Raw genomic sequence first — 23393 nt, 5'->3', positions numbered from 1 at the left:
CCGCGCGGTGAAAGCGCGCGAACGGCCCAGAACCCTTGGTGTGCGGCGAAAAGCCTCACCGGTCCCGTTGGGTGATCAATCGGGCGAGCATGGTGAGCTGGCCGCCCGCCCGTGACCGCGGCGAGCTGGCCGCCAGGTGCTGCAACCCCTGCGCCAGCAGGTCGTCCGCCTTCTCCTGCGCCCAGGCCCGCCCGCCCGCGGCCTCCACCAGCCCGGCCGCCTTGGCCAGCTCGGCGGGCTCCAGCGGGTCGGTGCGCTGGTACAGCGCGGCCAGCTCGCGGGCCGCCGGGGTGCCGGAGGTCAGCGCGAAGACCACCGGCAGCGACTTCTTGCGGTTCTGCAGGTCGGAGTAGACCGGCTTGCCGGTGACCGCCGGGTCGCCCCAGATGCCGAGCAGGTCGTCCACCAGCTGGAAGGCCAGCCCGACGTCCTCGCCGAAGCGGGTCAGGCGCGCCACCTGCTCCGGGCTGCCGCCGCCGAACATGGCGCCCAGCGCGCAGGCCGCCCTGGGCAGCGCGGCGGTCTTGCCGATGGCCATCGCCACGCACTCGTCCACATCGACGTCGGCCCGGTCCTCGAAGGACAGGTCGTTGTACTGCCCGTCCAGCAGGTCCAGCACAGCCCCGCTGAGCACCTTGGTGGCCTCCGCCGCGCTGGGCTGCCTGCTCGTGCCCAGCACCTCCATCGCCACCGCCAGCAGCGCGTCCCCGGCCAGGATCGCCGCGTTCAGCCCGAACACGCTCCACGCGGTGGCCCGGTGCCGCCGGGTGGTGTCGCCGTCCATCACGTCGTCGTGCAGCAACGAGAAGTTGTGCACCAGCTCGATGGCCACCGCGGCCGGCACCGAGGCGGCCGGGATGCCGCCCACCGCCTCCGCGGTCAGCAGTACCAGCGCCGGCCGGATCACCTTGCCGCTGCTGCCCTCACCCGGCCTGCCCTGCTCGTCCCACCAGCCGAAGTGGTACCCGGCGATGCGCCGCATGGACTGCGGTAGTCGCTCCACCGCCTCCCGCATGGCGGGTTCGATCATGCCCCGGCTCCAGGCGAGCACCTCACCGATGGTGTCCGTGCCCAGAACCGGGGTCGTCTCCACACTCACCATGTTCGTCAGTGCCCGATCTCGACGTTCTCCAGCACACCCAGCGCGTCCGGCACCAGCACCGCCACCGAGTAGTAGGCGCTGACCAGGTACGAGGTGACCGCCTTGTCGTTGACGCCCATGAACCGCACGTTCAGCCCCGGCTGGTACTCATCCGGGATGCCGGTCTGGTGCAGGCCGATCACGCCCTGGTCCTCCTGGCCGACGCGCATGGCCACGATCGAGGTGGACCCGGTCTCGGTGATCGGGATCTTGTTGGTGGGCAGGATCGGCACCCCGCGCCAGCCCTGCACCTTGGTGCCCTCGAAGTCCAGGATCTCGGCGTAGACCCCGCGCTTGTTGCACTCCCGGCCGAAGGCGGCGATCGCCTTGGGGTGGGCCAGCATGAACTTCGTCTTGCGCCTGCGGCACAACAGGTCGTCCAGGTCGTCGGGGGTGGGCGGGCCGCTGTGCGTGGGCACCCGCTGCTTGAGGTCGGCGTTGTGCAGCAGGCCGAAGCTGGTGTTGTTGAGCATGTCGTGCTCCTGGCGCTCGCGCAGCGCCTCGATGGTCAGCCGGAGCTGCTGGTCCAGCTGGTTCATCGGGTGGTTGTACAGGTCGGTGACCCTGGTGTGCACGCGCAGCACGGTCTGCGCCACCGCCAGCTCGTACTCCCTCGGCGAGAGCTCGTAGTCGACGAAGGTGCCCGGCAGCTCGTGCTCGCCCTCGTGCCCGGAGGCCAGGTCGATCTCCGCCTCGCCCTTGGCGTTCTGCGGTTTGCGCGGGCTGAGCCGGTAGGCGGCCACCTTCTCGCGCAGGGCGGGGGACTGCTCCACCAGTTGCTGGAACACGCTGCGGGGCAAGGACAACAGCGTGCCCGGGGTGGCCGCGCGGGCGGTGAACTGCCAGGTGGCCTCACCCAGCAGCGCCTCGTCGCCGAAGTGGTCACCGTCGACCAGGGTGCCCAGCGAGGTGGTGTTGCCGAACTCGCCGACGCCGAGCTTGGTGATCCGGCCGTGCGCCACCAGGATCACCCGGTCCGCGGGCCGGCCCTGGGTGACCAGCACCTCGCCCTTCTCGAAGCCCTGCTGCTCGAACCGGTCGGCCAGCGCGGCGAGCACCTCCTGGTCCTCGAACCCGCGCAGCAGCGGCAGCTCGCACAGCTCCGGCGGCACCACCCGGATCTGGGTGCCGATGTTGCTGAAGGTGAGCCTGCCGTCGCCGATCGAGTAGGTCATCCGGCGGTTCACCCGGTACGCGCCACCGTTGGCCTCCACCCAGGGCAGCACCTTGAGCAGCCAGCGCGGGCTGATGCCCTGCATCTGCGGCACGGACTTGGTGGTCGACGCCAGGTTCCGCGCCGCCGCCGTGCCCAGGCTCAGTTGAGCGCCGTTGCCGTTCCCGTTGCCATTGGTCCGGACGTCGGACTCCAACGCTTCTGTCACCGTGCACACCGCCAAGTCTCGTTACAGGTCAACAGGAATCGAACTTGAAGAAAACAGTGGGTCAGGTCCGGTAGCGCGGATTCGTGTGGTGCCACTCGAAACCGCCGCCCATCCAGGCCCGCAGGCCGCGCAGGAACCGCTGGAGCTCCGGCGAGGGCACCGCGGCCAGCCGCCGGTGCCCGGCCTCGAAGTCGCGCACGACCTCGTTGTGCAGCTCCACCGTCACCTCGGTGGCCTCCTCGATGGAGCAGCCCCGGTCGGCGGCGATCTGCAGGACCATGTTGCACACCGGCAGCTCGTCCGCGGCGTCCTTGGCCACCGAGAACAGGTCGTTGACCAGCACGCTGGCCAGGCCCGCCTGGAACGCGGCCTCCCGGACCTCCGGGGCGTTGTACAGGTTGGCCGGCACCTCGTAGCCGCCGACCGCGTCGATCAGCGTCATCGAGGTGTAGAAGTTGTCGTGCTGCCGGGCGGCCAGGTACTCCCAGGCCGGCGGGTAGGAGTCGGTGTGCCGCCAGGCCGCGTAGGCGGTCCAGCTGACGAACATGGCGAAGGTCGAGTAGTTCACCCGCTGCACCACCGCGGGCGTGCTGCGCGCGGCCAGGTGCTCGATGCCCGAGCGCAGCGCCACCAGCACCCGCTCACCGGCGATCTTCTCTTCGAGTGGCGGGGTGAACTCCCTGGCGTCGGGCACCCGGTCCATCGCGGCCATGGCCAGCATCAGCCTGCCGGGCAGCTCGACGGGGGTGGCCCCGTGCTCGGTGCTGTCCGCGTAGAGGTCGTCCGCGGCCCACCAGGCCGCGTTCAGCCGCGCCGAGATCAGCAGCTGGTCCGGGTCCTCGGAGTCCGGATGGGTGAGCATGGCCAGCCTGCCGAACCCGCCCTTGCCCATCAGCTCGCTCTCCTCCTCGGAGAACCCGCATGCCAGCGCCCAGTCCACCACCCGCAGGTCCACCTCGGTGCCCAGCGCCGGGTTGATCCGCTCCACCACCGGCACGTACACCGGTGAGAAGTTCCCCTCGCCCCAGGACCGGTACGCGTAGGCGGGATCGCCGCTGGCCGCCGGTTCCGGGACCGGGGGTGGCGCTGGCTCGGCCACCGCCACCGGTGGCGGTTCCTGGCCGAACACGGCGGCGACGCGGGCCGCGGAGGTGCCCAGCCCCGACGGCCCGGCCAGCCAGGCCGGGCGCGTCGGGGCGGGGGTCACTGCCTCGGACATGGCGTCAGATCCGGTCGGCCGCGATGAGCAGGTAGTGGAAGCTGCCCTCGCGGTAGGCCTGCAGGAACGGGGCCTCCACGCCGGTGGCCACGGAGGACTTCTCCCGCAGCTCCCAGTACGGGATGGTGGCCGCGGTCAGGTCGATCACGCTGATCGGCACCAGGTTGTTGGCCTGCATGGCCTTGAAGTACGCGCTGCGCGGGTGGATGTTGCAGGTGTAGTGCTGGTCGATCTGGCTGACCGCCTTGGACCGCCCGCCGGTGACGTCGTTGTAGCAACCGGTGATCGTGACGTAGCGGCCGCCGATCTCCAGCTGCCGCGCGTGCTCGGCGAAGAGCTGGTGCAGGTCCACGTACATGGTGCTCTCGTTGTTCCAGATGGCCTTGCGGGAGGCCGTCTCGAACCCGGTGTCGAGCATGTTCCGGAAGTGGTACCGCACCCGGTCGGCCACCCCGCGCTTGCGGGCCTGCTCATTGGCGAAGTCCACCTGCTTCTGCGAGATGGACACGCCGTCGACCTCGCAGCCGAAGCGCAGGTTGGCCATGATGCTGGTGCCGCCGCGGCCGCAGCCCGCGTCCAGCAGCTTGTCCGTGGGCTTGACGTCGCCGAGGTGGTCCAGCAGCACCTCCGCCTGCGCGGTCTCCAGCCGGTGCATCTCATCGATGATCGCCTGGTCCCGTCGGTCGGCGGGGGCTTCCAGCACCGCGGGGTCGTAGTCGCCGAGGCCGTAGTGGTGGTGGTAGAGGCCGTCGACGTCGCCGAGCCGGAGGTTCACCGGGTCCTGCTCGGCGTTCCAGTACTCCGCAACCGAACGCTGGTAGGCGCTGCGCAGCACCGGCTTGGCCGTCTCGGATTCCCGTGGCTGGACTGTGGTCATCGTGCGACTCCTCCATTGTCGTTCAGGTGCAACAGAAAACTCGTTCATCGGTAGCGCGGGCTGCCCGACTGCCACACGTGGTCGCCGGCCAGCCAGTCGCGCAGCGCGTCCACCACGCCGGCCAGCGATGCCCGATCGATGGCGTCCAGCTCCAGCTCCCTGGCCAGCCGCGGCACGTCCACCGCGGCCAGCCGCTGGAACTGCTTGATCCGCTCGGTGAGCAGGTCGTTCACGATCGCGGCCGCCCGGCCGCGGTCGCAGCCCAGGAACTGCTGGGTGATCAGCACGGCGTTGTGCGTGTCACCCGCCCGGACCTCCTTGTCGTAGGACAGGACGTCGTTGCGGATCCCCGGCGCCTCGGCGAAGATCTCGGCCAGCGCGCGCATGGTCCGGTGCTCCCGTACCGCCGTGGGCAGGTCGCCGCCCAGCGCCGCCATGGCCAGCCCGTAGGCGAACATCCCGCCGCCGGTCTCCCGGCGCATCTCCAGGTAGTCCACCGGATCCGGGACCCGGCCCAGCAGCACGTTGTGGATCTCCCACAGCGGTCCGCGCAGGAACTCCCCGAGCTGCCCGGGATAGGCGGCCCGGCCCGAGGGCGGCAGCGTCGGCGCCATCCGGGTCCACAGGTCGGCCAGCCCGGCCTGCACCGGGTCCGCCGGCACCGGCATCGCGGACAGCTGCGCGGGCAGGAAGGTCATCAGTCTGTCCACATAGGACCGTGCACCGGCCAGGTCGCGGGTGCGCTTGAACCGGTCGTCGATGAAGTCGTCGTAGTGGAAGCCCCAGACACCCCAGGCCGCCACCAGCTCCACCGCCCCGGCCGGGGCGTGCGGCACGCTCAGCGCGGCCCACAGCCCGAAGTCCTGGGCGTCGGCCCAGTGGTCGGTCCACACCCCGCAGCGCCCGATGCCGATCCGCCTGGTCCAGTCCGCGGCGAAGCTCCTGGCGCGCTCCAGGTGCGGGCTGGTCTTGGCCGGGTAGGGCAGGTAGAACTCCGGCAGCGCGCCGCCGCCGAGGTGCACCCCGTGCGGCTGCACCGGTTCGGTGTTGACCGGGGGCGCGAAGGCCGACATCCGGGTCAGGCCCATGCCGGGTCCGGTCAGGCCCAGCATCGTGGTGGCATCAGGCATGTCCGCCCCCGATCGGCAGCGAGCCGGTGCCGACCCCGCTGAGGAACCGGCCGGCCCGCCGCGCGCCAGGCACGGGCGCGTTCTTGTTCATGTACCGGTTGGAGCGCAGGTGCCACTGGTGCCCGCCGGACTGCCAGTCCTGCAACCCCTTGACGTACTTGGCCACCGCGAGCTGCTCGGCGGGCTTGAGCGCGTGCTCGGCGAACAGCGGCGGCAGCTCGGTGAGCGCGGTGTGCTCGAACTGCCGCAGCCGCGAGGTGATGATGTCGCTGACGGTGTCCGCGGCCTGCTGCGGGCCGCAGCCGAGGAAGGTCTCCAGCACCAGCACGCCGTTGTTCACCTCACCCTCCTGCTGGGTCTCCCGCTGGTAGCTGAAGATGTCGTTGCGCAGGTGCACCCCGTCGGCGAAGGTGTCCCGGAGGACCCGGAGCGGGCGGCTGTGCGCCACCCGTTCCGGGACCTCCGCGCCTTCGGTGTACTCGACCAGGCCCGCCGACCACGGCGCGCCGCCGACCTTGCGGCGCATGCCGAGGTAGTCGATCGGGTTCGGCACCCGGCCGTTGGCGATGTTGTCCAGCTCCCACACGCAGTCCACCAACAGGTTCTCCGTGCTCACCGCGAACCGCGCACGCCAGTCCATCGACATGTGCGGTGCGGTGCGCCTCCAGAGGTCGGCCAGTCCGCGCTCCACCGGGTTCGTCCACTGTGGAGGGTCGGAGAGGTCCAGCGGCATGAAGGCCATCAGCCGGTCCAGGTGGGCCTTGGCCCCCTGCTGGTCCTTGGTCCTCTTGAACAACGCCAGGAAGTGGTCGTCGAAGTAGAAGACCCAGGTGTACCAGTCGGTCACCAGGTCGAGCCGGTCGCCGGGCGCGTCCGGATGCGCCCAGGCGCACAGCCCGGCCATGTCCATGCCGTCGAAGTAGGCCTCGCTCCAGATCTCCGGTCCGCCGTCCTTCGTCGACCCGATCATCTCCATCTCGAGCGCCCACTGCTTGTCGTGGGCCCTCGCCGACTCCAGATGCGGGTTCAACCGTGCCGGGTGCGGCAGGTAGAAGTCCGGCAGCTCGAAGGGCTGGTCAGCCATCGTGCCGGCCGAGTTCCACGTTCTCCAGGATGCCCAGCGCGTCCGGCACCAGCACCGCGGCCGAGTAGTAGGCGCTGACCAGGTAGGAGATGATCGCCTTCTCGCTGATCCCCATGAACCGCACCGAAAGTCCGGGCTGGTACTCGTCCGGGATGCCGGTCTGGTGCAGGCCGACCACGCCCTGGTTGTGCTCGCCGACCCGCAGCAGCATGATCGAGCTGGTGTTGTTCTGGGTGACCGGGATCTTGTTGCAGGGCAGGATGGGCACCCCGCGCCAGGACGGCACCTTGTTGCCGTTCATGTCGATCGCGGTCGGGTAGATGCCGCGCCTGCTGCACTCCCGGCCGAAGGCGGCGATCGCCTTGGGGTGGGCCAGGATGAAGCCGGGCTCCTTCCACACCGTGGCCAGCAGGTCGTCCAGGTCGTCCGGGGTGGGCGGGCCGGAGCGGGTGTGGATGCGCTGCTTGAGGTCGGCGTTGTGCAGCAGGCCGAAGCTCTTGTTGTTGACCAGCTCGTGCTCCTGGCGCTCGCGCAGCGCCTCGATGGTCAGCCGCAGCTGCTGGTCGAGCTGGTTCATCGGCTGGTTGTAGAGGTCGGCCACCCTGGAGTGCACCCGCAGCACGGTCTGCGCCACGCTGAGCTCGTACTCGCGCGGGGTGAGCTCGTAGTCGACGAAGGTGCCGGGCAGGGCCACCTCGCCCTCGTGCCCGGAGGCCACCTTGATCTCGGCCTCGCCGTGCGGGTTGCCCTTGCGCGCCTGGCCGGCCACGTAGGCCGCGATGTGCTCCTGCAGCGCGGGGGACTGGTGCACGATCTCGTCGTAGCCGCGCTGCTCCAGCACCAGCACGGTCACCGGGGTGACCGCCTTGACGGTGTAGTCCCAGATGCTGCTGGGGTCGGTGAGCGAGTCGTCGCCGAAGTGGTCGCCGTTGGCCATGGTGCCCAGCACGGTCTGGTCGCCGAACTCGCCGAGGCCGAGCTTGTTGACCTTGCCGTGCGCGATCAGGAACGCCTCGTTGGACTCGTTGCCGAACTCCACGATCACGTCGCCCGGCTGGTACTCCCGCTGCTGGAACCGCAGGGCCAGCGCGATGAGCACCTCCTCGTCGCCGAACCCGCGCAGGATCGGCAGCTCGCACAGCTCCGGCGGCACCACCCGGATCTGGTCGCCGACCGAGGTGAAGGTGACCCGGCCGTCGCCGACGGTGTAGCTCAGCCGCCGGTTGACCCGGAACGCGCCGCCCTTGGCCTCCACCCAGGGCAGCACTTTCAGCAGCCACCGGGAGGAGATCGCCTGCATCTGCGGGACGGACTTGGTCGTCGTCGCCAGGTTCCGCGCCGCAGCCGTACCGAGGCTGAGCTGGGCGTGCCCGTTGCCGTTGCCGTTGCTCTCGGTCCGGACGTCGGACTCCAACGATTCAGTCACCGCGTACACCACCAATTTCTATGCATGCGAAAAAGGGCAGAATAGAGTGGAAAAGAAAATGGAAACGTTTGGGAAAATTGCGCTGCTCAATGGCGTGGCGCAGCCACTCGGCTAGAGGTCCGAGTGGGGCAGGCCACGCATTAACGTCCGGTCATGGCGAAGCTAGCACCGCGCGTTCGCCCGCGTGAAGTCACCTGACCGGGGGACTTGTTCTTTGTCTGGCGACAAATTTTGCAAGCCGCATGACCACACGATTCGGGGGTTCACGCAGCGCGCTGTGACCAGCAATCGGCATTTTGTGCGAACACTCGGCACCATCCGGACCCGATCGCCGCAGACCCGGGAATGCAACGGTGCACAGAACGAGTTCCCCTTACGCCAAACGAGCTTTCGTGACCTATGTCGCAGAGCGTGTTGCAAAACGTGTGTTATCGCGACTGGACACATCCGATGATCCGCCAAGTCTGGGCTTTCGGTTGTGCGCGCAATCAGTGCAGCAACAGTGCCCGAAAGGGCAATGCCGGACGCGTGGGTTTCGTGCGCCCCGGGTGCGGCTGGCACCATCGGTGGATGGGGGAGTGGCCGAAGAACTGCGCCAACTGCGGCGTGCCGATGCCAGGCAGGGCGAACACCGGCGACCGCGGTCCGGACATCGCCTACTTCGTGCACTGCCGTCCGTGCGCCGCGCTGGTGGCCGGACAGATGGACCTGCTCGAGGCAGAGCCGAACGGGGCGAAGATCAGGATCTACGGGTGTCGCCGCTGCGGCACCACCAGGGCTTTCCGGGCCACCTGGAAGCCGAGGTGCCCGGTCTGCCTCGATGAGCGCACGCGGGGCCTCGGCATCCGCCTGCTCGCCGAGCGCCGGGCCAGGGGGATCGTGCTGGCCCGCTCGGCCGAGTACGAGTGGCCGGGCTGGACCCTGCTCGCCGGGGACTACTGGGGCCTGCCGTGGAACCACCCGCGCGAGGCCGGCAAGCGGGTCAGCTCGCACGGGTTCTGGGGCCGGCACCAGGCCTGCGGGATGGTCGCGCTGCTGAAGAAGGTGCGCGTGGAGTGCCGGTTCTGCCCAGCGGAGCCGGGGTCGCGCACCCACCACGCCCGGCGCCACGACCCGCACCTGCTCTACCTGGTCGAGTTCCAGGGGCTGCTCAAGTTCGGGCACGGCAACGCCCAGCGCATCCGCACCCATCAACTGGAGGGCGCGGAGGTCCGCCTGGTGCTCCAGGCCACGCACGCCGAGGTCGTCGCCGCGGAACGAGTCCTGAAGAAGCGCCACCGAGAGCTGCTCGTGCCCAGGGGCACCCTGCTGCCGCACAGCTTCGGGCGCGGGACCGAGGTGGTCGCCGCTGGCGTGCCGGTGGACCTCGCCGAGGTGCTCCTGCGTGCCCGGGACGTCACCGACCGCTTCCGCTAGCGGAACGCGCCGGGGGTCAGTTCACCCGCCCGACCACCCGGCGTGATTCGATGCCACGGTGTCCCTCCGTCCGCCCGCGCTGGTTCGCCGGACGGCCGAGCCGGTTCCGCCGCCCAGGTGGGACGACGCGGCCCGTGCGGTGCTCGCGCACACCGGCGGGTTCCTGCGGGTGCTGGGCGGGCCGGGGACGGGCAAGACCACGCTGCTGGCCGAGGTGGCCGCGGACCGGATCCGGCGGGGGGCCGATCCGGAGCGGGTGCTGGTGCTGGCCGCGAGCCGGAAGTCCGCGATCACCCTGCGGGCCCGGATCACCGCGCGGCTGACCGCGGACCAGCCCGACGGGCTGCGCACGATCCGCGAGCCGCTGGTGCGCACCGTGCACTCCTACGCCTTCGCGGTGCTGCGGTTGCAGGCCGCCAGGGACGGGCTGCCGCCGCCGCGGTTGTTGTCCGGGCCGGAGCAGGACGCCGTGGTGCGGGAGCTGCTGGCCGGGGACATCGAGGCGGGCGCGCCGGACTGGCCGGAGCGGTTGCGGCCCGCGCTGGGGCTGCCGGGGTTCGCCGCCGAGCTGCGGGACCTGCTGCTGCGGGCCGCCGAGCGCGGGGTGGGGCCGGAGGAGCTGATCGAGCTCGGTGAGCGGCACGAGCGGCCGGAGTGGGTGGCGGCAGGCACCTTCGGGTTGCAGTACGAGCAGGTGACGCTGTTGCGCGGGGTGGTCGGCTCGGCTGGTCCGCAGGCCGCCGCGCCCGCGCTGGACGCGGCCGAGCTGGTCGGCTCCGCGCTGCTGGCCCTGCAGACCGATCCGGACCTGCTGGCCGCCGAGCAGGCCCGGGTGCGGCACCTGCTGGTGGACGACGGGCAGCACCTGGATCCGTTGCAGTACACGCTGGTTCGCCGGCTGGGCGACGCGGCGCAGGAGTGCGTGCTGGCCGGGGACCCGGACCAGGCGGTGTTCACCTTCCGCGGCGCGGACCCCCGTCGGCTGCTGGCCGAGGTGCCCGGCGAGCGCGGCACTGTGGTGCTCACCCACGACCACCGGATGGCGCCCGCGGTGCGCGCCGCGGTGCGCAGGCTGGCCGGCCGGCTGCCCGGCGCCGGACCGCAGCGCGAGCTGCGCGGGCGGACCGACGGCGATCCGGGGTCGGTGCAGGTGAAGGTGCTGGCCTCGGCGGCGCAGGAGGCGACCTGGATCGCCGACCAGCTGCGGCGGGCGCACCTGCTGGAGGAAGTGCCCTACTCGGCGATGGCGGTGCTGGTGCGCAGCACCGGGAACACGCTGCCGGTGCTGCGCAGGGCGCTGCTGGCCGCCGGGGTGCCGGTGGCGGTGCCCGGGGACGAGCTGCCGCTGCCCCAGCAGAACGCGGTGTGGCCGTTCCTGACCGTGCTGCGCTGCGCGGCCGACCCCGCGCTGCTCGACCCCGACCTGGCCGCCGCGCTGCTCGCCGGGCCCTTCGGCGGTGGCGATCCGCTGGCGCTGCGCAAGCTCCGCCGCGGCCTGCGCCGCCTGGAACTGGCCGCCGGTGGCGACCGGGCCAGCGGTGAGCTGCTGGTCGAGGCGCTCAACGTGGACGAGAAGCTGGTGGCGCTGGACGAGGCCGCCGAGCCCGCGCGGCGGGTGGCCATGCTGCTGCGGATCGCCCGGCAGGCGGTGGCCGCGGGCGAAGGCGTGGAGCAGGTGCTGTGGCAGGTCTGGCAGGCCAGCGGGCTGGAGCAGCGCTGGCTGTCGCTGGCCGGGCGGCACGGGCCCGTTGGCGCGCAGGCGGACCGGGACCTGGACTCGGTGGTCGAGCTGTTCGACGCGGCCGCCCGCTACGCCGACCGGCTGCCCGGCTCCGGGGTGGCCGGGTTCGCCGACTACCTTGCCTCGCAACAGATCTCCGGCGACACGCTGGCCCCGGCCGCGCCGCAGGGCGAGGCGGTGGCGCTGCTCACCGCGCACGCCGCGGTCGGCCGGGAGTGGGCGGTGGTCGCGGTGCCGGGGGTGCAGGAGGGGATCTGGCCGGACCTGCGGCTGCGCGGCTCGCTGCTCGGGGTGGAGCGGCTGGTCGACCTGCTCTCCGGGGTGCGCGCCGAGGACAAGGTCTCCGCGGTGGCCCCGATCCTGGCCGAGGAACGGCGGTTGCTGCTGGTCGCGGCCAGCCGGGCCCGGCAGTCGCTGATCGTCAGCGCGGTGCGCGGCGAGGACGACACCCCGTCCCGGTTCCTGGACGAGCTGGACGGCGCGGACTTCGAGGGCAGCGAGGAGGCCGACGCGGTCCGCCCGGTGTTCCAGCCCAGTCGCGGCCTGATCCTGGCCGACCTGGTCGGCGACCTGCGCCGCGCGGTCTGCGATCCGCGGGCCGAGGCCGACCAGCGGCAGCGCGCGGCCACCCAGCTGGCCAGGCTGGCCGCGGCCGGGGTGCCCGGCGCGCACCCGGACTCCTGGTACGGCCTGGGCGAGACCAGCACCGAACGTCCACTGTGGACAGACGTGGAAGCGGTCGGCATCTCACCGTCCACTGTGGATATTCTATCCCGCTGTCCGCTGCGCTGGATGGTGGAGCGGCACGGCGGCCAGGACCCGGCCGAGCTGGCCTCCATCACCGGCTCGCTGGTGCACGCCCTGGTGCAGGCCGCCGCCTCCGGCGCCGATCCGGAAGCCCTGCAACGCACCCTGGACGAGGCCTGGGCCGCGGTGGACGCGGGCGCGCCCTGGTTCTCCCGCAAGGAAAGAGCCAGGGTGGAGCAGATGGTCGACTCCTTCCGGGCCTGGCTGGTGCGCAGCCGGGCCGAGCTGACCCAGGTCGCGGTCGAGCACGAGATCACCGTGGAGCTGCCGCCGAAGGAGGAGGGCGGGCCGTGGCTGCGGGTCAAGGGCCGGGTGGACCGGCTGGACACCGACGGCGAGGGCCGCCCGGTGGTGGTCGACATCAAGACCGCGCGCACCGCGGTCAGCAAGAAGGAGGCCGAGGAGCACCCGCAGCTGGCCGTCTACCAGCTGGCCGCCGCGCTCGGCGCGTTCTCCTCCCTGGGCCTGCGGGACGAACCCGGCGGCGCGAGGCTGCTCTACGTGGCCAAGCCGGACAAGAAGTCCGGCGCGGCCGAGCGCAACCAGCCACCGCTGGACGGGGAGAAGGTCAAGGTCTGGCTGGACGCGGTCTACGCGGCGGGACAGGCCTGCATCGGACCCACCTTCACCGCCACCGAGAACACCGACTGCTCCCGCTGCCCGGCCAAGACCTGTTGTCCCACACAGGATTCCGGCAGGCAGGTGAGCGAGTGACCGAACTCGCCACCCCGCACGAGGTGGCGGCGGCGCTCGGCCTGCACCCGCCCACCCCGGAACAGGCCGAGGTGATCGCCGCGCCCGCCGAGCCCGCGCTGGTCATCGCGGGCGCGGGCGCGGGCAAGACCGAGACCATGGCGGCCAGGGTGGTCTGGCTGGTGGCCAACGGCCTGGTCACCCCGGAACGCGTGCTGGGCCTGACCTTCACCCGCAAGGCCGCCCGCCAGCTCGCCGACCGGGTGCGCGCCCGGCTGCGCAGGCTGGCCGGTTCCGGCCTGCTGGAACGGCTCGATCCCAGCGGCGACCGCAGGGCCGCGGTCACCGCCGCCGAGCCGACCGTGCTGACCTACCACGCCTACGCGGGCAGGCTGGTCGGCGAGCACGGGCTGCGGCTGCCGGTGGAGCCGGGGGCCCGGCTGCTCACCGAGACCGCGGCCTGGCAGCTCGCGCACCGGGTGGTGGCCGGGTGGACCGAGGACATCGACACCGACAAGGTGCCGGCCACGGTCACCCAGTACCTGCTGTCCCTGGCCGGTGAGCTGGGCGAGCACCTGGTCACCCCGGACCAGCTGCGGGCGCACGCCGCGGAGTTCTGCCGCCTGATCGAGGACGCGCCGAGGGCGCCCCGGCAGCGCGAGGGCCTGCCGGTGGCCCTGCAGGAGATCGTGGCCGCACAGCGGCTCCGGGTCGCGCTGCTGCCGCTGGTGGAGGCATACGCCAAGCGCAAGCGACGAGAGGCGGCGATGGACTTCGCCGACCAGATGTCGCTGGCGGCCACCCTGGCCGAGTCCGACCCGGACGTGGTGGCGCTGGAGCGGGAGCGCTACGGCGCGGTGCTGCTGGACGAGTACCAGGACACCGGCCACGCCCAGCGGGTGCTGCTGCGCGGCCTGTTCGGCGGGTCCGGCCGGCCGGTGCTGCCGGTCACCGCGGTGGGCGACCCGGTGCAGGCGATCTACGGCTGGCGCGGCGCGAGCGCGGCCAACCTGCCCCGCTTCGCCACCGACTTCCCGGCCCGCGACCCACGCGGGAAGTGGGTCCCCGCAACGACCTACGGCCTGCTCACCAGCTTCCGGAACCCGCCGGAGGTGCTGCGGCTGGCCAACCAGGTCTCCGCCGAGCTGCGCTCCGGCGTGGCCGAGCTGCGGGCCAGGGACGGCGCGGGCGTCGGCGACGTGCGGATCGCGCTGCTGCCGGACATCCGGGCCGAGCTGGACTGGGTGGCCGACACCGTGGCCGCCCGCTGGGAGTCCACAGTGGACGCCACCGGTGCGCCGCCGACGGCCGCGGTGCTGGTGCGCAGGCGGGCCGACATGGCCGGGATCGCCGCCGCGCTGCGCGAACGCGGCCTGCCGGTGGAGGTGGTCGGCCTCGGCGGCCTGCTGGACGAGCCCGAGGTCCGCGACCTGGTCAGCGCGCTGCGCATGCTCACCGACCCGCTCGCGGGCACCGCGGCCATGCGCCTGCTCACCGGCGCCCGCTGGCGGCTGGGCGTGGCCGACCTGGCCGCGCTGTGGCGCCGGGCCCGGCACCTGGCCACCCCGGAGAGCAAACGCGGCGGCCCGGACCCACTGGACGCGCTGGCCGACGCGCTGCCCGGCGAGCACGCCGAACAGGCCGGGCTGGTGGACGCGCTGGACGATCCCGGCCCGCCGGAGGACTACAGCCCCGAGGGCTACCGCCGGATCCGCAGGCTCGGCGGCGAGCTGGCCGCGCTGCGCCGCCGCGGCGACCAGCCGCTCGGGGAGCTGGTCGCCGATGTGGAACGCACCCTGCTGCTGGACATCGAGTCGCTGTCCCGCCTCTCCGGCGTGGGCCGCGCGCACCTGGACGCCTTCGCCGACGTGGTCTCCGAGTTCGCCCGCAGCAGCGCCAACCCCACCCTCAACGGCCTGCTGGACTACCTGGCCACCGCCGAACGCGCCGAGGACGGCCTGGAACCCGGCGAGGTCGAGGTCTCCCCCGACCGGGTGCAGATCCTCACCGCGCACGCGGCCAAGGGCCTGGAGTGGCAGGTGGTCGCGGTGCCGCACCTGGTCAAGGACGTCTTCCCGGGCCGCCGCAAGTCCGCTTCCTGGCTGCGGGTGCCGCACCAGCTGCCCGCGGTGCTGCGCGGCGACGCCCAGGACCTGCCCGGGTTGAACCTGGCCTCCTGCGAGAACCGCAAGGAGATCGAGGAAGCCCTGGCCGTGCACTCCGAGGAGTTCGAGGAACGGCGGCTGGCCGAGGAGCGCAGGCTGCTCTACGTGGCGCTGACCCGCTCCGAGGAGACCCTGCTGGTCTCCGGCCACTGGTGGGGCGAGACCGGGGAGAAACCGCGCGGCCCCTCGGAGTTCCTGACCGAGATCCACGAGGTGGTCACCGCGGGCGAGCGGGTCGGCATCGTGCACCACTGGGCCGAGCGCCCCGAGGAGGACGAGGCCAACCCGCTGGCGGCGCAGGGAAACAGCCTCACCTGGCCGGTGGACCCGTTGGCGCGCAGGCGCTCCGCGGTCACCGAGGGCGCGAACCTGGTCCGCCAAGCACTGTCCACTGTGGACGAGTACCGGCCGCCGGTGGAGGAACCGGCCGACGAGGAACCGCTCGCCACCCCGTCGGACGAGGAGTACCTGCCCCCGGACGACGACTACCTCCCGCCGGAGGAGGACGAGTACCTGCCGGAGGACCCCTACCTCGACGAGCCGGAGCCGCCCGAGCCGCCGGAACCCGAACCGGAGGCCACCGCCGAGCCCGAACCCGAACCGGCCCCGGAACCCGCGCCCGCCACCGGGTTCGACCCGGAGGGCTGGGCGCGCGACGTCGACGTCCTGCTCGCCGAACGCGCCGCCGCCGCGAGCCGCCGCGAACAGGTCCTGCTGCCCGAACAGCTCTCGGTCAGCCAGCTGGTCGAGCTGGCCAAGGACCCGGACGCGCTGGCCCGCCGCCTGCGCCGCCCGCTGCCGTTCCCGCCGAACCCGTTGGCGCGCCGGGGAACCGCCTTCCACGCCTGGCTGGAGAACCGCTTCCAGGCCAGTCGGCTGCTCGACTTCGACGAGCTGCCCGGCGCGGCCGACGCCGACCTGCCCACCGAGGAGAACGTGGACGTCCTGCAGCGCGCCTTCCTGGCCAGCGACTGGGCCGAGCGCACCCCGCACGACGTGGAGGTCCCGTTCGAGACCGAGGTGGACGGCATCACCGTGCGCGGCCGGATGGACGCGGTCTTCGCCGACCCGGACGGCGGCTGGACCGTGGTCGACTGGAAGACCGGCGCGGTCCCCGATGAGGACCACCTGCCCGCGCTGTCGGTCCAGCTGGCCGCCTACCGCCTGGCCTGGGCCGCGCTCTCCGGCGCGGAGCTGGACACCGTGCGCGCCGCCTTCCACTACGTGCGCGCCGACGTCACCCTGCGCCCGGCCGACCTGCTCGACGCCGAGGGCCTGCGTGACCTGGTCCGCTCGATCCCGCTGCGCTAGAGCTGCTCGACCGTGCTCTGGTAGTTCAGCCACTGCAACAGCGCGATCCGCCCGATCGAGCCGCACAGCTCCGACTCGTTCTTGCCCGGCTTGCGCTCCGGCCCGTTCATCCCGTAGCAGTTCATCTTCCGCACCAGCCCCACCGACTTGGCCACCGAGGCGGCCACCTCGTTCGCCTTGGTCAGGTCGCGGCCCTTGAACCACTGGCCCAGCGCCTCCTGCACCTTGGCCACGGTCTGCTCGACCGCGGTCAGGGCCTCGCCGCACACCGGGTCGGTCGCCGCCACGCCCTGGCGGCAGGCCGAGGTGGCCATGTCCACCGTGGAGCCGCGGACCTGCGCGCGCAGCAGGTCCTTCGGGGTGATCTCCCTGGTCGGCGTGGCAGGCGCGGTCGAGGAGGTGGGGGCGGGCGGCGGGACCGGTTCGGCGGCGCAACCGGCGAGGATGAGGGCGATCCCGAGGGCGACCGGCGCGGTGCGGAGCATGGCGGCACGGTAAGCCCGGTGCGCTGGGAGGGCTCCCGGACTCAGTTGCGGGTGCGCACCGTCTGCGTGGTCAGCTTCAGCGCCTGCTCGTAGAGCACTTCCTGCAACCAGCGGCCGAACAGCGAGGGCCCGAACTCCCGCGAGCGGTCCTCCGGCGCGATCAGCACGTCCGCGCCGTCGGTGTCCGCGGTGACCACGCCGATGCCGTAGTAGTCCAGCTCGATCAGCGGCCAGGCGTCCGCGGGCTGCGGCGCGGGCAGCACCACCGCGCACGGGGCCAGGGTCATCAGGGTGCCGCAGGAGTTCAGCGCCGACTCCACCGAGGACTCGATCACCAGCACGCCCAGCAGCTCCACCGCGGGCACCGGGATCTGGTCGTGGAAGTCCGGCTCGAACCAGGAGCGGAACCAGGACGGGTCCGGCTCCGGCGGCCAGCCGTGCTCGGTGCGCCACTGGTGCACGTGGTCCAGGACGCGGACCACCGCGGACACCTGCTGGCCCAGCACGGCGACATCGGGGATGACCACGCCGTGCCAGCCGAGCGCCGAAGCGGCGTGTTGGAGTGGCGGCACCCCGGCATCCTAGGCCGATCGGTCGTTGATCGGTGCGGCGGCCGCCTGGCCGAGCACCGTTTTCGTCCATTCCGCGCAATGGGTTGCCCTGGATGGAGGGTTTTTTCTTATCTCTCGGTCAACTTGTTACCAACCAACCATTCGGTGGCGCATGGTTTCGCTCCCCTGCGATTTAGGAGACCCATGCGTACACAAATTCTCGGAGGCCTGTTAGCCGTCACCGTGTCGGCCATCGGCCTGCTCACCGCCCCGACCGCCGCGGCCACCGCCGTCCCGTCCACCGAACAGCGCACCCCTGAGCACGTTCGACTGGCCGGGTTCGACCTGCCCGCGGAGCCGAGGAGCGGGGTCAAGATCAGTCACGCCACCGCGACCGCCCGGCTGCGCGCGGCCGGGATCACCTGGTCCTCCAGTGGCAACTGCTCGAACCGGCTCGACCCCAGCTGCACCTCCTTCGAGCAGATCTACTCCGGCACCATCGACCAGGTCATCACGCTCAAGCGGGCCAGCGGCTGCGCCGTGCACCTCACCGGCGGCACCGAGACCGGGCACGGCAGCGGCACCTACTCGCACTGGAACGGCTACAAGGTCGACATCCGCCGCGCGGACTGCGTGGAGGGCTACATCCGGCGCAGCTTCACCCAGCGCCAGCCCACCTTCGGCGTGGAGCAGTGGGTGTCAGCGGCCGGCAACATCTACACCCGTGAGGCCAACCCGCCGCACTGGGACGTCCTCTACTACTGACCGGCGTTGCGGCGCACCCGCAGTGCCCACAGCACCAGCGGGACCTGAAGCGGCAGCCTGCCGAAGGCGACCAGTTTCTGCTTGAGCGGCTTGTGCCGCCAGTCCCAGGCCATCTTGACATTGGCCGGGAACACCGCGACGAACAGCGCGCCGGCGGCCAGCGCGCCCAGCCTGCGGGTCTTCGGCACGGCCACCGCCGCGCCCACCGCCAGCTCGGCGACCCCGGACAGGTAGGTCCAGGTCCGGGGTCCGCCGGGCAGTGCCTTGGGCACCAGCTCGTCGAAGGGCTTCGGGTGGACGAAGTGCAGCGCGCCCATCCCGCTGAGGAACCCGGCGAGCACAACCGCGGCCTTGGCACGCTTCATGCCGGTGAGCATAGGTCGTGTCGGCGGCGGCCGTCCGCGCCGATGCCCTAGCCTGCTTCGCCGTGACCGACGACCACCATCCGGGCGCGGGTGCCGCCAAAGCACAGGCGGTCAAGGCCCTGGCCGAGACCTTCCTGGCGGACCTGCGTGACTGGACGACCATCCCCGCGATCAGCGCCGACCCGGCGCACCGCACCGATGTGACCCGTTCCGCCGACGCGCTGGCCCTGCGCCTGGACCGCGACGGCTGGCCGCGGATCCGCCGCTGGGACCTGCGCGGCGTGCCCTCGGTGTACGCCGAGTGGCCAGCCGATCCCGGCGCGCCGACCCTGCTGCTCTACACCCACCACGACGTGCCCGCCCCGGCCGCGCTGGCCGACTGGCGGTTCCCGCCGTTCGAGCCGACCGTGCGCGAGGGCCAGTTGCACGGCCTCGGCGTGCGCGGCGGCCGCGGCCGGACCGCCGCGCTGCGGCTGGGCGTGCGCGCGCACCTGGCCGCCACCGGCCGCCGCGCGCCCGAGGTGGGCCTGCGGCTGCTCGCCGACGGCGCGGGCCTGCCCTCCGCGGCCAGCCTGTACGAGCTGCTCGGGGAGTACCCGGCGGAGCTGGCGGCCGACCTGGTGCTGTGCGGCGCCGCCGAACCGGTGCGCGCGCAGGCCGCTCCGCTGCTGAGCACCGCGCTGGGCGCACGGCCGCTGCCCGCCCTGCCGCCGCTGACCGCGCGACCGGGTCCGGGCGCGGACGAGCGGGTGGACCTGGCCTCGCTGCACGGGCACGCGGAGGCACTCGCCACACTGGTGCGCACCGCCGGCGCCCGCGCGCCCGGCCTGACCGATCGGGGGAGTGCCGCATGATCCGGCGTCGGTGGTCGGTGAGCCAGCTGACCGACCGTCCTGACCACGACCTGGTGGGGGTCATCAGGATCCCCGAGGGCGGCCGCGGTCCGGTGCGCTCGATCGTCACCAGGGTGATCGGCGCGTCCATCGCGCTGGCCATCACGGTGGTCATCGTGTACCTGGACCGCCACGGCTACCGGGACGTGGACGAGAATGGGCTGACCCTGCTCGACTCCATCTACTACGCCACCGTGTCGCTGTCCACCACCGGCTACGGCGACATCACCCCGGTCTCGGACTCGGCCCGGCTGACCAACATCCTGGTGATCACCCCGCTCCGGGTGCTCTTCCTGATCGTGCTGGTCGGCACCACCCTCGAAGTGCTCACCGAGCGCTCCCGCCAGGCTTTCAAGATCCAGAAGTGGAGGGCCAACGTGCGTGACCACGTGGTCGTCATCGGCTACGGCACGAAGGGCCGCTCGTCGGTCAGCGCGCTGCTCGGCGACGGGGTGGACCCCAGCCAGATCGTGGTGGTCGACACCGAGCACGAGTCCCTGGAAGCCGCCACCCAGCAGAAGCTGGTCACCGTGCACGGCTCCGGCACCCGCTCCGACGTGCTGCGCATCGCGGGCGTGCCGCAGGCCAAGGCCGTGGTGGTGGCCACCAACCGGGACGACACCGCGGTGCTGGTCACCCTGACCGCCCGCGAGCTCGCCCCCAAGGCCCAGATCGTCGCCTCGGTCCGGGAAGCGGAGAACGTGCACCTGCTCCGCCAGTCCGGCGCCGACTCGGTGGTGGTCTCCAGCGAGACGGCCGGCCGCCTGCTCGGCATGGCCACCACCACCCCGTCCATCGTGGAGATGTTCGAGGACCTGCTCACCCCGGACGCCGGCCTGGCCATCGCCGAACGCGACGTGGAGCCCAGCGAGATCGGCGGCTCGCCCCGGCACATCTCCGACATCGTGCTCGGCGTGGTCCGCGGCGGTCAGCTGTACCGGGTGGACGCGCCCGAGGCGGACGCGATCGAGACCGGGGACCGGCTGCTGTACGTCAAGAAGGTCACCCCGGCCGGCCCGGAGTGAGTCAGCCGGTCGCCTTGGGATGCCTCGGACTGGCGTAGGTCACCCAGACCACTCGCCGGTCCGGGGCGGGGCAGTACCAGATGCGCCCGCCCGAGGTGACCTCGTACTGCCACTGCTCCAGCGCCTGCCCGTTGACCTGCGCGGTGCCGTACTGACCCTTGAGCCGGTGCTGGCGCTGGGGATTCTCGGGTGTGGTCGGTCGCTCGGTGAGCACGATCCAGGCTTCCCAGGTGTTCGACCGCGCGCACCGGCACAGCTCTTCCCAGCCCTTGGCCGCGTCCGCGTTGGCGAACCGCGCTTCCCAGCCGCCAGGCGGGGCGGGCGGTGGCACCCGATCGCCCTTCTTGGCCGCCACGGCTCAGCAGTCCGTCGGTGCGGGCACCGCGCCGAAGTCACCTACGAACGGTCCGGAGAGCTTCTTCGCCAACTCGGGATCGGCGTGCACCATCGCGGTGTTGCGCCATTCCAGAACGGTCTGGGCCAGCACCGCCCACTGGCCGAGCTCCGCGGATGCCTGGAACGCCCTGGCGAAGTCCATGGCGAACTGCGCCTGTTCCTCCTCCGGCAGCACATCCACCCAGGGGAACTCCTCCAGCAGCGCCTTGGCGGCCAGTTCGCGCGGCAGGTGGGACAGCACGTTGCGCAGCGCCCGCGCGGCCGTGACCGCGCCGTCGGCGGCGGACTGGGACCGGTCCTCGCGGGTCAGCAGCAAGGGCACGCCGTCACGTCGCCGGACGCGAACCTCGCCCTCGTCGGCGAGCGCCGCGACACTCTTCGGGTCACGCTGCAGATCGCTCCACTGCACCTCGGTCGTCGCCATGAGTCCATTCTGAACTTTTTCAGAATTCAGCGCAACCGCGTTCAGAGCTCCGCCGGGCGGATCGGCAGCAGCAGCCGGAACAACGCCCCCGGCTGACCCGGCGGCGGTTCCACGCACTCCAGGTTGCCGCCGTGCGCCCGCGCGATCCCCTGCGCGATCGCCAGGCCGAGCCCCGCCCCGCCTGAGCCCCGGTCCCGCGCCGAGTCCAGCCGCACCAGCCGGTCGAAGATCCGCTCCCGGTCCGCCGGCGGCACCCCCGGCCCGGCGTCGGCGACCTCGGCGTAGGCCCACGGTCCGTGCTGCCCGACCTGCACCGTGACCACGCCGCCGCGCTCGGAGTAGCGGCGGGCGTTGCCGAGCAGGTTGGCCAGCACCTGGGCCAGCCGGTCGGTGTCCCCGGAGACCACCGCGGGCGTGCCCGCGACCACCACCTGCACGTGGTTGGCCAGCAGCCGGATCCGCTCGGCCTCCGAGCGGGCCAGCGCCAGCAGGTCCACCGGCTCCCAGCGCAGCTCAAGGCCCTCGTCGATCCTGGCGATGGAGAGCAGGTCCTCCACCAGCCTGCTGGCCCGCCTGGCCTCCCGCGCCATCAGCACGTTGAGCCGCTCCCGCTCCTCGAAGCTGGTCTCCGGGCTGCTCTGCACCACCGCCTCGGCCGCGGCCTGCACCCCGGCCAGCGGGGTGCGCAGCTCGTGCGCGGCGTCGGCCAGGAACCGGCGCACCCGTTCCTCGGACTCCCGCGCCTGCCGTTCCGCGCCTTCCAGGGCGTCCAGCATCTCGTCGAAGGCGGCGGCGGAGCGGCCCATGTCGGTGTTCCGCTTGGTCGGCGCCAGCCTGCCGCCGCGGTGCCCACCGGCGATGGAGCGGGCCAGGCTGGTCATCCGGTCCAGCGGGCGCAGCGAGAGCCGGATCACCAGCGCCTGCACCAGGGCCGCGATCAGCAGGGTGCCCACGCCGAGCAGGGTCAGCAGCTGGCGCAGCCTGCGCTGGGCCGCGCTGGTCTCGGTGCGGTCGGCGACCATGATGAGCTTGCGCTTGCCGGGCAGCTGCCGCTCCACCCGCACCGGGTCGACCAGCTCGCCGAGGTTGGGGCCGTGGAACTCCTGGCCGTTGGGCAGCACCACGGTGCCGCGGATGCCGTTGCCGGTGGCCTTGACCGCCAGGTACTGGTTGTCCCTCGGGTAGTCCCGGGCCGCGCTGACCACCAGGTCCCCGCGCGCCTGCATCCGGTCCTTGAGCTCCCTGGTCGACTGCACGCCGAAACGCCAGTCCACCAGCACGATCAGCGCGATGACCGCCAGCGCGAACACGCCGAAGGAGGCCCAGGACACCCGCAGCCGCAGCGAGCCGGTGCGCAGCGGTCGCGGCTCGGCGCCGGTCACGGCTCGTTCGCGCGCAGGACGTAGCCCAGGCCGCGCACGGTGTGCAGCAGTCGCGGCCCGTGCGCCTCCAGCTTGCGGCGCAGCGCGCTCACGTGCACCTCGACCAGGTTCGCGTCGTAGTCCTCATAGCCCCACACCGCGGTGAGGATCTGCGTCTTGCTCACCACCCGCCCGCGCTGGGCGGCCAGGTAGGACAGCAGCCGCAGCTCGGTCGCGGTCAGCTCGATGTTCGCCCCGCCCCTGGAGACGATGCCGCCGTCGGCGTCGATCACCAGGTCGGCGATCTGGGTGGTGGAGGGCACCCGGTTGAGCCGCCGCAGCACCGCGCCCACCCGCGCGATCAGCTCGGCCAGCTCGAACGGCTTGACCACGTAGTCGTCCGCGCCGCCGCGCAGCCCGCGCACCCGGTCGTGCACGCCGTCCCGCGCGGTCAGCAGCACCACCGCCGAGTCGCACCGGCTGCGCACCACGTCCAGCAGCGCGAACCCGTCCCGGCCCGGCAGCATCACGTCCAGGATGACCAGGTCCGGCCGGAAGGACTCCAGGTCCGCCTCCAGGGTGCGGCCGTCCGGCCTGGCCTCGGCGGCGTACCCGGCGGCGGACAGCGCGGAGGCCACCGCGACCCGGATGGCCTCGGCGTCCTCGACGAGCAGAACTCGTGCAGCGGTGCTCACCGGTCCCATTGTGGTCCCACCAGGCTGAAGCATGGCTGAAG

20 protein-coding genes are annotated in these 23393 nt (G+C 72.2%); 6 read left to right on the top strand and 14 right to left on the bottom strand.

The genetic code is table 11. The features are described from left to right. Positions 1 to 55: 55 nt before the first annotated feature. From N8J89_RS36225 to N8J89_RS36195, 7 genes are all read right to left on the bottom strand, one after another. A complete protein-coding gene (locus N8J89_RS36225) occupies positions 56 to 1102 on the bottom strand; it encodes a family 2 encapsulin nanocompartment cargo protein polyprenyl transferase (RefSeq protein ID WP_283661436.1) in 1047 nt (348 codons plus the stop codon). A 5-nt stretch (positions 1103 to 1107) separates the two neighbouring features. Continuing rightward, a complete protein-coding gene (locus N8J89_RS36220; protein WP_502868372.1) occupies positions 1108 to 2523 on the bottom strand; it encodes a family 2B encapsulin nanocompartment shell protein in 1416 nt (471 codons plus the stop codon). Between the two features lie 61 nt (positions 2524 to 2584). Then, positions 2585 to 3742, bottom strand: a complete 1158-nt coding sequence (locus tag N8J89_RS36215) for a family 2 encapsulin nanocompartment cargo protein terpene cyclase (RefSeq protein WP_283661435.1) — start codon at positions 3740 to 3742, stop codon at positions 2585 to 2587. 4 nt (positions 3743 to 3746) lie between these two features. After that, a complete protein-coding gene (locus N8J89_RS36210; RefSeq protein ID WP_283661434.1) occupies positions 3747 to 4619 on the bottom strand; it encodes a geranyl diphosphate 2-C-methyltransferase in 873 nt (290 codons plus the stop codon). A gap of 44 nt (positions 4620 to 4663) precedes the next feature. Next, the gene (locus tag N8J89_RS36205) at positions 4664 to 5749 is read right to left on the bottom strand and encodes a terpene synthase family protein (protein ID WP_283661433.1); all 1086 of its coding nucleotides are present in this window, start codon (positions 5747 to 5749) and stop codon (positions 4664 to 4666) included. Further along, on the bottom strand, positions 5742 to 6833 hold the full coding sequence (locus N8J89_RS36200; RefSeq protein WP_349497425.1) for a terpene synthase family protein: 1092 nt from the start codon (positions 6831 to 6833) through the stop codon (positions 5742 to 5744). Before N8J89_RS36200 ends, N8J89_RS36205 begins: the two co-directional genes overlap by 8 nt. Further along, a complete protein-coding gene (locus N8J89_RS36195) occupies positions 6826 to 8259 on the bottom strand; it encodes a family 2B encapsulin nanocompartment shell protein (protein ID WP_502868371.1) in 1434 nt (477 codons plus the stop codon). Before N8J89_RS36195 ends, N8J89_RS36200 begins: the two co-directional genes overlap by 8 nt. A gap of 570 nt (positions 8260 to 8829) precedes the next feature. Here N8J89_RS36195 and N8J89_RS36190 point away from each other — a divergent pair. Genes N8J89_RS36190 through N8J89_RS36180 form a run of 3 tightly spaced genes read left to right on the top strand, consistent with a single transcriptional unit; the run spans position 8830 to position 16392 of the window. Beyond that, positions 8830 to 9675, top strand: a complete 846-nt coding sequence (locus N8J89_RS36190) for a hypothetical protein (protein ID WP_283661432.1) — start codon at positions 8830 to 8832, stop codon at positions 9673 to 9675. A 58-nt stretch (positions 9676 to 9733) separates the two neighbouring features. After that, positions 9734 to 12937 carry an ATP-dependent helicase gene (locus N8J89_RS36185; RefSeq protein ID WP_283661431.1) on the top strand — a complete coding sequence of 1068 codons (3204 nt, stop codon included), beginning with the start codon at positions 9734 to 9736 and terminating at the stop codon, positions 12935 to 12937. Continuing rightward, a complete protein-coding gene (locus N8J89_RS36180) occupies positions 12934 to 16392 on the top strand; it encodes an ATP-dependent helicase (RefSeq protein WP_283661430.1) in 3459 nt (1152 codons plus the stop codon). Before N8J89_RS36185 ends, N8J89_RS36180 begins: the two co-directional genes overlap by 4 nt. On the opposite strand, the gene N8J89_RS36175 is transcribed toward N8J89_RS36180, so the two are convergent. Together N8J89_RS36175 and N8J89_RS36170 are read right to left on the bottom strand one after the other, a co-directional pair. Next, entirely contained in the window at positions 16389 to 16877 is a 489-nt protein-coding gene (locus N8J89_RS36175; protein WP_283661429.1) for a hypothetical protein, read from the bottom strand. The two genes, N8J89_RS36180 and N8J89_RS36175, sit on opposite strands and share 4 nt — an antisense overlap. Positions 16878 to 16918: 41 nt before the next feature. Then, the gene (locus tag N8J89_RS36170) at positions 16919 to 17449 is read right to left on the bottom strand and encodes a hypothetical protein (RefSeq protein WP_252482258.1); all 531 of its coding nucleotides are present in this window, start codon (positions 17447 to 17449) and stop codon (positions 16919 to 16921) included. Positions 17450 to 17632: 183 nt separating this feature from the next. Here N8J89_RS36170 and N8J89_RS36165 point away from each other — a divergent pair, with 183 nt between their 5' ends. After that, the gene (locus N8J89_RS36165) at positions 17633 to 18193 is read left to right on the top strand and encodes a hypothetical protein (protein WP_283661428.1); all 561 of its coding nucleotides are present in this window, start codon (positions 17633 to 17635) and stop codon (positions 18191 to 18193) included. Here the strand turns inward: N8J89_RS36165 and N8J89_RS36160 are convergent. Next, the gene (locus N8J89_RS36160; protein WP_502868370.1) at positions 18187 to 18558 is read right to left on the bottom strand and encodes a DoxX family protein; all 372 of its coding nucleotides are present in this window, start codon (positions 18556 to 18558) and stop codon (positions 18187 to 18189) included. The genes N8J89_RS36165 and N8J89_RS36160 overlap by 7 nt on opposite strands. 62 nt (positions 18559 to 18620) lie before the next feature. Between N8J89_RS36160 and N8J89_RS36155 the strand changes: the two genes are divergently transcribed. Together N8J89_RS36155 and N8J89_RS36150 are read left to right on the top strand one after the other, a co-directional pair. Continuing rightward, positions 18621 to 19412 carry a zinc-binding metallopeptidase family protein gene (locus N8J89_RS36155; RefSeq protein WP_283661426.1) on the top strand — a complete coding sequence of 264 codons (792 nt, stop codon included), beginning with the start codon at positions 18621 to 18623 and terminating at the stop codon, positions 19410 to 19412. Next, positions 19409 to 20476 (top strand): potassium channel family protein, encoded by a 1068-nt coding sequence (locus tag N8J89_RS36150; protein WP_283661425.1) that lies wholly within the window; start codon positions 19409 to 19411, stop codon positions 20474 to 20476. Before N8J89_RS36155 ends, N8J89_RS36150 begins: the two co-directional genes overlap by 4 nt. Position 20477: 1 nt before the next feature. Here N8J89_RS36150 and N8J89_RS36145 read toward each other — a convergent pair whose 3' ends face one another. Genes N8J89_RS36145 through N8J89_RS36130 form a run of 4 tightly spaced genes read right to left on the bottom strand, consistent with a single transcriptional unit; the run spans position 20478 to position 23361 of the window. After that, positions 20478 to 20831 carry a hypothetical protein gene (locus N8J89_RS36145; protein WP_283661424.1) on the bottom strand — a complete coding sequence of 118 codons (354 nt, stop codon included), beginning with the start codon at positions 20829 to 20831 and terminating at the stop codon, positions 20478 to 20480. Positions 20832 to 20834: 3 nt separating this feature from the next. Beyond that, positions 20835 to 21296: a hypothetical protein gene (locus tag N8J89_RS36140; RefSeq protein WP_283661423.1), complete on the bottom strand. Its 462-nt coding sequence runs from the start codon at positions 21294 to 21296 to the stop codon at positions 20835 to 20837. 41 nt (positions 21297 to 21337) lie between these two features. Then, entirely contained in the window at positions 21338 to 22678 is a 1341-nt protein-coding gene (locus N8J89_RS36135) for a sensor histidine kinase (protein ID WP_283661422.1), read from the bottom strand. Then, positions 22675 to 23361: a response regulator transcription factor gene (locus N8J89_RS36130; RefSeq protein ID WP_283661421.1), complete on the bottom strand. Its 687-nt coding sequence runs from the start codon at positions 23359 to 23361 to the stop codon at positions 22675 to 22677. Before N8J89_RS36130 ends, N8J89_RS36135 begins: the two co-directional genes overlap by 4 nt. Positions 23362 to 23393 lie beyond the last annotated feature (32 nt).

The organism is Crossiella sp. CA-258035 (assembly GCF_030064675.1).
Classification (GTDB): domain Bacteria; phylum Actinomycetota; class Actinomycetes; order Mycobacteriales; family Pseudonocardiaceae; genus Crossiella.
Note: the sequence above shows the minus strand (reverse complement) of the source record. Positions and strands in the feature narration are given on the sequence as shown.